At 47.7% G+C, this 11,881-nt stretch carries 13 protein-coding genes; all 13 read left to right on the plus strand.

Going from position 1 to position 11,881, the window contains the following annotated elements:
- On the plus strand, positions 1 to 643 hold a 643-nt coding region (locus POTG_RS13320; protein ID WP_050769761.1), incomplete at its 5' end, for a CDP-alcohol phosphatidyltransferase family protein.
- Positions 644 to 672: 29 nt separating this feature from the next.
- Complete coding sequence (locus POTG_RS13325; RefSeq protein ID WP_009225354.1) at positions 673 to 1,251, plus strand: GNAT family N-acetyltransferase; 579 nt, start codon at positions 673 to 675, stop codon at positions 1,249 to 1,251.
- Between the two features lie 81 nt (positions 1,252 to 1,332).
- On the plus strand, positions 1,333 to 3,252 hold the full coding sequence (locus POTG_RS23240; protein WP_009225355.1) for an NAD-dependent epimerase/dehydratase family protein: 1,920 nt from the start codon (positions 1,333 to 1,335) through the stop codon (positions 3,250 to 3,252).
- Positions 3,249 to 3,926 (plus strand): HAD family hydrolase, encoded by a 678-nt coding sequence (locus POTG_RS13335; protein ID WP_009225356.1) that lies wholly within the window; start codon positions 3,249 to 3,251, stop codon positions 3,924 to 3,926. Before POTG_RS23240 ends, POTG_RS13335 begins: the two co-directional genes overlap by 4 nt.
- 20 nt (positions 3,927 to 3,946) lie before the next feature.
- On the plus strand, positions 3,947 to 4,867 hold the full coding sequence (locus tag POTG_RS13340) for an aldo/keto reductase (protein ID WP_009225357.1): 921 nt from the start codon (positions 3,947 to 3,949) through the stop codon (positions 4,865 to 4,867).
- Complete coding sequence (locus tag POTG_RS13345) at positions 4,864 to 5,649, plus strand: SDR family oxidoreductase (RefSeq protein WP_232282295.1); 786 nt, start codon at positions 4,864 to 4,866, stop codon at positions 5,647 to 5,649. The genes POTG_RS13340 and POTG_RS13345 overlap by 4 nt, the downstream gene beginning before the upstream one ends.
- On the plus strand, positions 5,643 to 6,353 hold the full coding sequence (locus tag POTG_RS13350) for a cytidylyltransferase domain-containing protein (RefSeq protein WP_036645346.1): 711 nt from the start codon (positions 5,643 to 5,645) through the stop codon (positions 6,351 to 6,353). The genes POTG_RS13345 and POTG_RS13350 overlap by 7 nt, the downstream gene beginning before the upstream one ends.
- A gap of 116 nt (positions 6,354 to 6,469) precedes the next feature.
- Complete coding sequence (pseI, locus tag POTG_RS13355) at positions 6,470 to 7,516, plus strand: pseudaminic acid synthase (protein WP_009225360.1); 1,047 nt, start codon at positions 6,470 to 6,472, stop codon at positions 7,514 to 7,516.
- 40 nt (positions 7,517 to 7,556) lie between these two features.
- A complete protein-coding gene (locus tag POTG_RS13360) occupies positions 7,557 to 8,504 on the plus strand; it encodes a dTDP-glucose 4,6-dehydratase (protein ID WP_009225361.1) in 948 nt (315 codons plus the stop codon).
- Positions 8,505 to 8,538: 34 nt separating this feature from the next.
- Complete coding sequence (gene pseC, locus POTG_RS13365) at positions 8,539 to 9,729, plus strand: UDP-4-amino-4,6-dideoxy-N-acetyl-beta-L-altrosamine transaminase (RefSeq protein WP_009225362.1); 1,191 nt, start codon at positions 8,539 to 8,541, stop codon at positions 9,727 to 9,729.
- Positions 9,730 to 9,757: 28 nt separating this feature from the next.
- Positions 9,758 to 10,681 (plus strand): DUF2920 family protein, encoded by a 924-nt coding sequence (locus POTG_RS13370; protein WP_009225363.1) that lies wholly within the window; start codon positions 9,758 to 9,760, stop codon positions 10,679 to 10,681.
- Positions 10,682 to 10,914: 233 nt separating this feature from the next.
- Complete coding sequence (locus POTG_RS13375) at positions 10,915 to 11,112, plus strand: cold-shock protein (protein WP_009225364.1); 198 nt, start codon at positions 10,915 to 10,917, stop codon at positions 11,110 to 11,112.
- 191 nt (positions 11,113 to 11,303) lie between these two features.
- On the plus strand, positions 11,304 to 11,807 hold the full coding sequence (locus POTG_RS13380; protein WP_009225365.1) for a VanZ family protein: 504 nt from the start codon (positions 11,304 to 11,306) through the stop codon (positions 11,805 to 11,807).
- Positions 11,808 to 11,881: the final 74 nt, after the last annotated feature.

Below are 11,881 nucleotides of genomic sequence, written 5' to 3' on the forward strand. Positions count from 1 at the left end.
TAGGTACTACGCACACTTAATCGATCCGTTTTTTACAAAATTAGTCTTTGATCTTAAAGCAACTCCCAATATGGTCACCGTATTTACGGGGTTGATTGGTGTAGGTGCAGGGCTTTCTTTTTTGTTTCAGCAATGGATATTAGGCGCTGTCCTCCTTCAACTCCATCATTTTTTTGATGGTGCGGACGGCAACCTGGCTCGGCTAACTAATCGCTGTACTCCATTTGGGGCTAAATTAGATCGGATTAGTGATCAAGTAGTGAGATGGGTTCTGTTTATTGGACTAGCACTTGGGGTTGATCTACCATTATGGTTGAGATTAGCTTTACCACTCACTATTTTGATTGATTTGGTGGTGGTTCATAAATTTGTATTGCCTTTTGCTAGAAAAAACCAACTTATCCGTTCTAAGTGGAAACAATGGTTTCTTGATCGAGGAATTATACCGGGCTTTGACATGTTTACTGTGTTTTTTATAATTTCTATCTCAGCTTTATCTGGGTGGTTGCCCCAAGCTATTCTATTAATTGTTATACTGAAAAACTTGGACTGGTTATACCGTGTATATGAATGTTTGAAAACATTGCGGGTTTCAAAATTAAGGCAAGAAATAGGAACTAACCCAGAGGATTGTGTTTCATAACATTTTTATTCTTATTGGGAGAATTTTTAATGGAATCCATGAAATATTTACTGTTAGGTTCAGACATCTATACGAACAACCTCTACGAACTTCGTCCCCTCCGCGAACACGAGATGCAAGCCATCAAGCAGTGGCGGAATGAACAGATGGCGGTGCTGCGGCAATCCCGGATATTGACGGATGAGGATCAGCGCCGTTATTACCACGAGATCGTGCTCCCGTCCTATAACGTGGAGCATCCGAATTTGATGCTCTTCAGTTATTATTATGATGGCAGGCACATTGGCTACGGCGGTTTAACCAATCTGGATTGGGTGAATCGCCGGGCGGAAATTTCGTATTTGGTGCAGACGGAGCGGAGCAGCGAGGAAGAAGTGGCGCAGTACACCAGCGATTTTTCAACCTTCCTTAGCCTGATGAAGCATATCGCGTTCGAGGAGCTGCAACTCCATCGTTTGTTTACGGAAACCTTTGACATTCGTCCCCTCCACATTAAAATATTGGAGTCGAGCGGGTTCCAGTTCGAAGGGCGAATGAAGGAACATGTCAGAATAGACGGTCACTACGTAGATTCTTTACTGCACGGCTGCTTGACACCCGTGAAATGAGTCACGGAAATGACCGATATTGAAGGTAATGAGGATTTTAGTGACAGGAAGTTAACTACGGTGCATAAAAGGAGCTTTACGATGCTAAAAGGAAAAAAAGTGTTTGTCAGCGGTGGAGCCGGCGTAATCGGAACGGAATTGGTTCATAAGCTTGTCAATGCAGGAGCCGATGTATTGATTGGTGATTTGAAACCAAGACCCCCCCATTTGCCGGCTTCGGTTCGTTATCGCCAAGGAGATTTGAATGAGATCTCGAAAGAGGAGTTGGCGGAATTCTCCCCGGAATATTTTTTTCATTTAGCGGCTACCTTTGAGCGCTCGGAGGAAACGTATGAGTTTTGGGAAGAAAATTATCGCCATAACTTAAAGCTAAGCCATCACCTGATGGACTTGCTGAAGGACATCGGCTCTTTGAAAAGGGTTGTTTTTGCCTCCAGTTACTTAATTTATAACCCGGACCAGTATCAATTTGAACAGCCGGCGAAGGAAGCCACCCCTCTTACGGAAAGCTCACCGATTCATCCGCGCAATTTGTGCGGAGCGGCCAAGCTGATGCACGAAATCGAGCTGCGGTTTCTGCAGCATTTTGCCGGGGAGCGTCTAAAGACAGTCTCCGCCCGTATTTACCGCGTCTATGGGAAAAACTCCCGCGATATTGTATCCCGTTGGATCCGGGCTCTTCTGAATCAGGAGACGATTCAGGTATACCGCAAGGAAGGAATGTTTGATTACATCTATGCCGAGGACGTGGCGGAAGGGCTACTGCGGCTCGCCTTAAGCGAGGCTACGGGGATTGTGAACCTAGGTAATGGGCGGTCGCGACGGGTAGAAGATGTGCTAAATATATTACATCGTCACTTTCCGGATATGCAGCATGTCGAGATGGACAGTGATATTCCCTTTGAGGCTTCGGAAGCGGATATGTCCACCTTTAAGGCTTGGACAGGCTGGCATCCGAACCGGCAGTTGGAGGACACGATTCCTGAGCTCATCAGCCATTATAAAGCGCTTATGTCTTCCAGCTCCGTAGATCCGGAACAAGCTCATCGTGGTAACGGCGTACTGGTTACAAGCGTGGCCCGGAAGGTTCCGTTGCTCAAATGTGTTGCGGGCGGCATTACCAAATTAGGTAAACCTCTGCAACTCATTGGCGGGGATGTAAATGAGCAGGCTATCGGCCGTTTTTTTGTAGACCGCTTTTGGACGATGCCTTTTCTGAAAAATTTATCCCTGGAGCAGTTGCTTGAAGAGTGCAAACAACAAGGCATTCGTTATATCATTCCTACTCGGGACGGCGAACTTGCGTATTTTGCCGAAGCGAAGCAAGAACTGGCGCGTCAAGGTGTGCATGTGATGGTATCCGATGTGGAAGCCGTTCGGATCTGTTTGGACAAGCAGTTGTTCTATCAAAAGGGGTCCGAATGGGGGTTTCCGGTCATCGTTACCGGCGAGCGAATTGAGGAAGTTCAGCCGGCAAATTCGACGTATGTCGTCAAAGAGCGCTTTGGTGCGGGTTCGCAATCGATCGGAATTCAGCTTTCTCTGGAAGACGCTATTAAGCATGCCCAAGGCCTGGAACAGCCAATCTTTCAACCTTATATTTCCGGCTTTGAGGTTAGTGTCGATGTTTATGTGCAACAAAACGGGAAGTGTAAGGGAGTTGTAGCACGCAAGCGAGAGCTTGTCATTGGCGGGGAATCGCAGATCACCACAACTTTCCGCCATGCGGAGTTAGAACAAATGTGTGCCGCGTTTGCCGAAAAGCTGGGGTTGTACGGGCACGCGGTATTCCAAGCGATCATCGATGAGCAAGGCGGAATTCATTTTATTGAATGTAACAGCCGTTTTGGAGGAGCTTCCAGACTCAGCGTGGTTGCCGGTTTAGATACTTTTTACTGGTTCTTGCTCGAGGCGGAAGGAGCCGATTTGGATGAATATCCGTTTATTCGCAGCGAACATGAAAAACGGTTGGTGCGTTATGCGGAGGATATGATTCAGTGAAAGTAAAAGCGCTGGTATTTGACTTAGATGATACGCTTTACGAAGAACTCACCTATGTGAACAGCGGATTTCGCGCCGTGGCGGATTACGTGGAGCAACAGTTTCAATGTCCTGCCGACAAGGCGATGACCATCATGTTTCGTGAACTTGAACAGAACGGACGAGGGCAGGTTTTCGATGTCTTGCTTGAACAGCTCGGGAAACGAACAGGAAAGGCCGTCAAAGCATGTCTGGGAGTATATCGGAGCCATGCGCCGCGAATTGAGCTGTATGACGATGCCCGCAGACTATTAAACAATGCAGGGAGCAGCTTTCAGATTTATATCGTGACTGACGGCAATAAGTTTGTTCAGCTTCGCAAGCTGCAAGCCTTGGGGCTTTATGATCACCCGAATATACGGAAGTGCTACATTACAAGGCGGTATGGCATCGCTAACGAGAAGCCATCCCCGCTTTGCTTTATGCACATTTGTCGGCGGGAGAATTTGCAGCCGGAAGAGGTTGTTTACGTAGGCGACAATCCCAACAAAGACTTTGTAGGCATTAAGCCTTTAGGCTTCCGAACAGTCAGAATCATGCGCGGGAATTTTGCTGCTATAAACCGTCCTGACGCTTATGAAGCGGAATATCGAATCCATCACTTCGATGAACTATGGACCATGCTGCACAGGTAATACAGAAGGGAAGTCAGAATATGAAATTGGCGCTTGGAACAGCACAACTAGGGATGAACTACGGTATTGCCAACAAGACAGGCCAACCTTCCCCCAGTTCAGCAAGGGGCATTCTTGAACTGGCGAACCAAAGCAGCGTAGAATTGCTCGATACGGCCTCCGGCTATGGGGAAAGCGAAACGATTATCGGCCAGTATATAAGAACATTTAGGGAAGCAGGACAAAATCAGCCGTTTCAGATCGTGACAAAAATACCGGACCCTTTCGAGGGGGAGGTCCAGTCCGCCGCGGAAGCGAGAACGGGCATGAAGGATCAAGTCCTCCTATCTATGGAACGATTAAATCTTTCTCGTTTAGATTACTGTTTGCTCCATTCCCCCAAAAGCATGTTTTCGCATGATGGGCTTGCGGTGGAGTGGTTAAAGGAGCTCAAACAGGATGGCCTGATCGGCAAAGTAGGGATTTCGGTTTATACGCCTGAGGATGTGGAGCGTTATTTGGAACTAGACGGGTTAGACGTGATTCAGGTCCCGATAAATATCATCGATACCCGCCTGCTTCGAAGCGGTCTGTTAGCTGAACTAGGTTCCCGGCATATAGAGATTCATGCCAGAAGTGTTTTTTTGCAGGGATTGCTGCTGATGCCGCTCGACGAGATTCCAGCTTATTTGCAGAAGGCAGTTCCTTATATCAAACAACTGCATGCTTTGGCATCCGAGCTTCATCTTACATGTGCCGAATTATGTCTGATCTATGTTCGGGATCTGAAGGAAATCGGGCGAATCGTCGTTGGTTGTGAAACCGAAAATCAGCTTCGTGAACATATCGAAGCGATGCGGCTTCCCGTGCTTCCGCAGGGAGTAAGAGATGACATTCAGCGCATGTTCGGCCAAATTTCTGACGATATCTTAAATCCGAGCTGTTGGGGGAAACCAAAGTGAACGGTTTATTCGATTTGAGCGGCCAAACCATACTGGTGACAGGCGGCACCAGTTATCTGGGGACGGCGATGTGTCATGCACTGGCCGAATATGGCGCTAACGTTGTGATCGCCAGCCGAAATCTTGATAAATGCACTCTCTTGGCCGAAACGCTAACGCAAACATACTCCGGCAAGCATATTGGCTTACAACTAGACGTATTAGATGGCCAATCGGTAACAGCGGGGGTTGAACGGACGATTCAGCAGTATGGCCGCATTGACGCCTTAATCAATAATGCAAATGTAAGCTCGCCGGGATTCGTTGAGAGCTTCACGGAGGAACAGTGGGAAAAGGGGATCGATGGAACCATCAACGCCGTGTTCCGTTGTACAAGAGCGGTTCTTCCCTATATGCTGGAGGAGGGGAAGGGGACCATTCTCAATATCGCTTCCATGTACGGTGTCGTCTCGCCTAATCCGGAAATCTACGGGACTTCCGGCCAGAACAACCCGGCCAATTATGGCGCAGGTAAAGCGGCGATCATCCAATTTACCCGATACCTTGCCTGTCACTATGGCCGTAAAGGGATCCGGGCGAATGCGATTTCTCCAGGACCCTTTCCAAATGAACAAACGCAGCAGAACAAGGAGTTCATCGCTCAATTAAGCAACAAAACCGCGCTGGGGAGAATCGGCCTTCCCGATGAGCTCAAAGGGGCTGTCCTTCTTCTAATATCTTCTGCCGGATCTTATATTACAGGGCAAAATCTCGCTGTAGACGGCGGGTGGACGGCATGGTAAAAGTCGCAGCAATCATTCAAGCCCGGTTGTCTTCGCAACGATTGCCGGGGAAAGTGCTAAAAGATCTTCATGGGAAAACCTTGCTTGAACGGGTCATCGGACAAGCCCAAAAATCATCGAGCGTGGATGAAATATGGTTGGCAACGTCTGCGGAACCGGAGGACGATTTGCTTGAGATCGCCGGTCGTAGACTAGGAGTTTCTGTTTACCGGGGCCCGTTGGACAACGTTCTTCAAAGGTTTTACGAAACAGCCGAGCATTCTGGCGCAGACCTCATCGTAAGAATTACCGCAGACAATCCTCTGGTCGAACCACGATTTATAGATCAAGGGCTAGCCGCACTGCAAGCGAATCGGCTGGATTACGTCGGCATGGAACACGTCCCCTACGGGACGGGAATCGAAGTGTTTACCCGCCAAGCCTTGATACGGGCAGCCCAGGAGGCAACATCGGATTACGAGCGGGAGCATGTTACACCGTATATCCTGAATCATCCTGAGAAATTTAACATGATCAAGATCCAGCCCGAACTTAAGCATTTGCAGCGTGAAGACGTACGTCTCACGATCGATACGATGGAAGATTACGTGAAAATGTACAAGCTGTTTTACCACTTGGAAAATCAGAAAATTGAGGTTACGCTGGAACAGGCGATTCAATATATCGACAAACTTCCAGAACTCCTTCATCAAGACGGGGCGTAAAGAACTGCTCAACCGGTTCTATGAGTCCTTGGCTGAACTTGGGTTCGGTCGTTCAATTGTTTTATTTGCTCAGAAAGAGTAGTTTTCATGACTTCAGCAGAAATGAGGACGTATCAATGGATTTTCAAATTGCTCACCGCTGGATTGGCAAAAATCATAAGCCGTTTGTTATCGCGGAAATGTCGGGAAACCACAATCAGTCCCTAGATCGTGCGCTTGCTATCGTTGAAGCTGCGGCCCAAGCGGGGGCGGATGCCTTAAAGCTGCAGACATATACCGCAGATACGATGACACTGGACATTCATGACGGTGAATTTTTTATCGAGGATCCTAACAGCTTGTGGCAAGGCAGCTCTTTATACAATTTGTATCAGGAGGCGTATACGCCTTGGGAGTGGCATGAGCCGATCTTTAAGCGTTGTAAAGAGCTTGGTCTGATTGCTTTCAGCACCCCTTTCGACGAAACCGCTGTTGATTTCCTCGAATCCCTCGATGTCCCGGCTTACAAAATCGCTTCATTTGAGAACACCGACATCCAATTGATTCGTAAAGCGGCAGCAACGGGGAAACCGCTAATTATTTCGACGGGGATGGCCTCGATTGCCGAGCTGGATGAAACCGTACGGGCGGCCCGGGAAGCAGGGGCCGAAAATATCGTATTGCTGAAATGTACCAGCACTTATCCTGCTTCTCCGGAGAACACCAATATCGTAACAATTCCTCATATGGAGCAGTTGTTCCAATGCCAAGTCGGGATTTCCGACCATACGATGGGAGTTGGCGTTTCGGTAGCGAGCGTCGCTTTAGGAGCGACCGTGATCGAGAAGCATTTTACCCTGCGGCGTGCAGATGGCGGCGTGGATTCCGCGTTTTCGTTGGAACCCGAAGAACTGTCCGTGCTCGTGGTGGAGACGGAACGGGCTTGGCAGTCTCTAGGCAAAGTGTCGTATGGTCCAACCGATCGGGAAAAAGAGTCTATGAAACATCGGCGCTCTTTATATATTTCACAGGATATGAAGAAAGGCGATGTATTTACCCGCGAGAACATCAAGGCTATCCGTCCCGGGTTAGGTCTTCCGACCAAATATCTGGATCAACTGCTTGGCCGAAAGATCAACAAAGATGCATCTAAGGGAACTCCTGTAACCTGGGATTTGTTTTAATAATATGTAGAAGTATATTTATAGAAGGAGCTGCATTCCTTTGAACATTTTACTTACCGGCGGGGCTGGATTTATCGGCCGATGGGTTGCCAAAAAGTTGTTAGAGGATGGTCACCAACTGTGGATTTTGGATGATCTGTCGAACGGACGGGAAGCCAATCTTCAGGAGTTTCAGGGCCATCCGGGGTTGAAACAGTTCATCAGGGGGACGATTTTGGACGAGCCTCTTTTAGAGGAACTGTTCGCTGCCCATCAATTCGACATTTGTTATCATCTTGGCGCGTCGATTAACGTCCAAGACTCCATCGATGATCCGCGAACCACGTTTAATAACGATACGGTCGGGACTTTTTATATCTTGGAGCAGTGCCGCAGATACAATACGAAAGTTGTGTTTATGAGCACCTGCATGGTCTATGACCGGTGTACGGATGAGACCGGGATCACGGAGCTGCATCCAACAAAACCGGCTTCGCCTTACGCCGGAGCAAAAGTGGCTGCGGAAAATATGGTCCTCTCTTACTACTACGCCTACGGACTGCCGACCGTGGTCATTCGCCCGTTTAATACCTACGGTCCATTTCAGAAGACTGGCGGTGAGGGCGGAGTGGTTGCGATTTTCCTTAAAAATGATTTGGATGGAAAAGAGCTCCGCATTTACGGAGAAGGCACCCAGACTCGCGACCTGCTTTATGTTGAGGATTGCGCCAATTTTGTCGTGTCTGCGGGTTATTCCGATGCCGTTAACGGCGAGATTGTGAATGCAGGGTTGGGGCGAGATATCACAATTAACGATTTGGCGTTGATGATCGCGGGGGACCCTTCACGGATCCGTCATGTAGAGCATATTCATCCGCAGAGTGAAATTCAGAAGCTGTTGTGCAATTCGGAGAAAGCGAAACGGTTGCTTGGTTGGGAGCCGCGCGTAACGTTGGAGGAAGGCATCGCCCGGACGCGCGAATGGATACAGGCCGGAGGCTTGGAATAGGTAAAGCGACCATGAAGGAAGAAGGGAACGCAAAATGACAAAGGAACATGAATCCGGCCGCCCGGTTCGCGAAACGCTGCTGCCTTACGGTCAGCAATGGCTGGATGAGCAGGATATTGAAGCTGTGGTGGAGGTGTTGCGGGGGGCGTTCATCACCCAAGGGCCGGCGATCGAACAGTTTGAGCGAAAAGTCGCCGATGCTGTAGGTGCCAAATATGCCGTAGCCTTTGCGAATGGTACAGCTGCACTTCATGGAGCTTGTTTCGCGGCGGAGATCGGTCAAGGCGATGAAGTGATAACGACACCGATCACTTTTTTGGCTAGCAGCAACTGTGTCCTTTACCAAGGGGGCACGCCGGTTTTTGCGGATATCGACATGGATACCTACAATGTCGCTCCTTCAGAGATTGAGTCGAAGATCACCGAAAGAACCAAAGCGATCATCGCGGTTGACTTTACAGGGCAGCCGGCGGAAATGGACCGAATCTCGATGCTGGCGCGGGATCGCAACCTTGTGGTGATCCAGGATGCTGCGCATTCGCTGGGAGCTTCCTATGCCGGGCGGAAAATAGGCTCTTGGGCCGACATGACCATGTTCAGCTTTCACCCGGTCAAGCATGTTACAACCGGTGAGGGCGGGATCATTACGACGAACGATGAGCGTTACTATGAGCGGTTGTTGTTGTTCCGCAATCATGGGATGACTCGAAATCCAAACAAGCTCATCCAGAATGACGGGCCATGGTATTACGAAATGCAGGAGCTTGGCTACAATTACAGAATGACCGATATGCAAGCGGCACTGGGAGCAAGCCAAATGGACAAGCTTCACGATTTTGTCGCGAGAAGACGGGAGATCGCTTCAATGTACAATGAGTGTTTCTCCACGTTGCCTGGTTTGGTCATTCCGAAACAGCATCCGATGGCCGAATCATCCTGGCATCTTTACGTCATTCGTTGGTTGCCTGAATATTTTACTGCAAGCCGGAAAGAGATCTTTGAAGCACTTCGCGCGGAGAATATCGGTGTCAACGTTCACTATATTCCGGTGTATTTGCAGCCGTACTATCAATCATTGGGTTACCGTCCCGGCTTGTGCCCTAATGCAGAAAGCTATTACAATACAGCCATTACCTTGCCGCTATTTCCGAAAATGACGAATCAAGATGTGACAGATGTCATTGAGGCCGTGAAGAAGGTGTATCATCGGTTTATCCGAAAATGATAGTTTCTTGGTATTAGGAGGTTTCTTTTTGTCAATTCAACATGAAATAGTTGTCGATGCCCATCCTAATATATACACAGGACATGGAAGAAAACTGAGTATATATTTTTCTGAACCCTCTGAAGGTGTGAACGAGAACACGGGGCTAATATTGTTTATTCCTGGATATGGTGGTCATGCTAGAAGCAACGTTTATCAAAAAATGCGTAGACAATTTGCAGATCAATATAATCTAATTTGTATTCAATGTGATTATTTTGGATATGAGCACATGCAACTGGAAGATACGTTGGAATCATTGGATAATTTTAATGATATGTCCCTAATGCAAGTTTTAGATAATCTGACAGCTGTATTGATGGTTAAAGAAATATTGAAAGAGAATGGAATACCATTCAATGGACGCAAAATAATATGCTCAGGGCAGTCTCATGGAGCTTACTTGGCTTACCTTTGTAATCGTTTTGCGCCACATTTATTTTCTATGATTATAGACAATTCCGCTTACCTGAGACCTGTTTACTTAGATTATATTCGAAATGTACCTTCTCATAATCTACAAAAACGCTATTACGTTTGTGACTTGAATTTGGATAGAGACGTGATGGATCTAGTTTTTCTTTATCGTAAGTTCGAAAATAAATCAAATATTGTTAGTTTTCATGGTGTTTATGACCAGTTAATCGGAATTATTGAAAAAATCAATTTTTGTAATTCTATCCCAAACTGTAGATTGAATGTCGTAAATGATACCACTCTATATAAAGGGGCTTTTAAAACAGCCCATCACGGGATGGATGCTGACTTTATTAAATTTTTTGACTTGGTTATGGGAAATTATAAGTCGGAATCAGAACATCCTTTTCAACTCCCCAATGTAAGGGTAACGACGAAACAAAACGTTTATACATTTGACTATTCGAGTGGATTGGTCAGATTAATGGTTGAATAAATATACTTTGCAATCAGTTTCGATTTCTCTCCTTCTGGGTTAATAAAGGGATAAAGTGATTATTCCAGCCATCCACATTTCCGACAATCCCCTGACAAATATCTACAAATTCCTTACAGTAAAACCTTTTCCTTGGCAATTGACACCGGATAAGCTCGGATGGTATAGTCAAAAATGTGGGGCTTGGTTACAAGGATCACACTCTTATTTGATAATGAAGGGAATGTTAGTGCATGCAAGGTAAAGTAAAATGGTTCAACGCAGAAAAAGGCTACGGTTTCATCGAAACTGAAGAAGGCGGCGACGTATTCGTACACTTCTCCGCGATCCAAGCTGAAGGCTTCAAAACGCTGGAAGAAGGCCAATCCGTCGAGTTCGAAATCGTTGAAGGCGCACGTGGTCCACAAGCCGCTAACGTAATCAAACTGTAATCATCCCGGCACAGCCGACCTACATATGAACGGTACGATGGTTAACAATTAAAGATTCGCTAGCAATTCCCCGGGGAAACCCGGGGTTTTCTTATGATATTCTGTCTACTTGAATGTGCGTCGATAGACGTTTTTCTTATGTTATAATTTCGTAAAATGAATGAGTTCGCAAACGAATGAGGTGACCTCCCTTGCACAACCTTCGGCCTTGGCTGCGCTGGCTGCCGGCGATCGCGATGATGGTGATTCTGTTCGGGTTCTCTTCGCAGTCTTATCAGGAGCAGTCACTGGTGCAGGAAATCGAGAAAAAGACCTCGGATCAGTGGATTGAGAACCGATTCGGCGGGATCCGGTTCAGCTACGGCGGGCATGAGATCAGCGTAGATCGTGTGGGCGGGGCGAGCTTCATCGAGTTCTTTATCCGCAAAGCAGCGCATTTCGGCAGTTATGCCCTGTTGGCGGCATTCCTGGTTTACGCCTTAGGCGGTTGTGGGCGCTCCAATCGGCGACTGCTCTTCGCGATCCTGATCGCGTTCCTCTATGCCTGCACGGATGAGCTGCACCAGAGCTTTACGCCGGGGCGGACGGCGATGGTGCAGGACGTGCTGCTGGATACGATCGGGGCGGCATGCGGCGCGGCGTTCACGATTTTGTTGAAATCCCGGTGGAGAACCGGGAAGCGTCGCCGGGCTTGAAAACGCGGGGAATTTGCCGGCCGTCTGCATGTCTTTTTACGGATGTCGCGGTGGTTTACAGCCCTTTAACACTT

The sequence above is a fragment of the Paenibacillus sp. oral taxon 786 str. D14 genome (assembly GCF_000159955.1).
GTDB lineage: Bacteria > Bacillota > Bacilli > Paenibacillales > Paenibacillaceae > Fontibacillus > Fontibacillus phoenicis.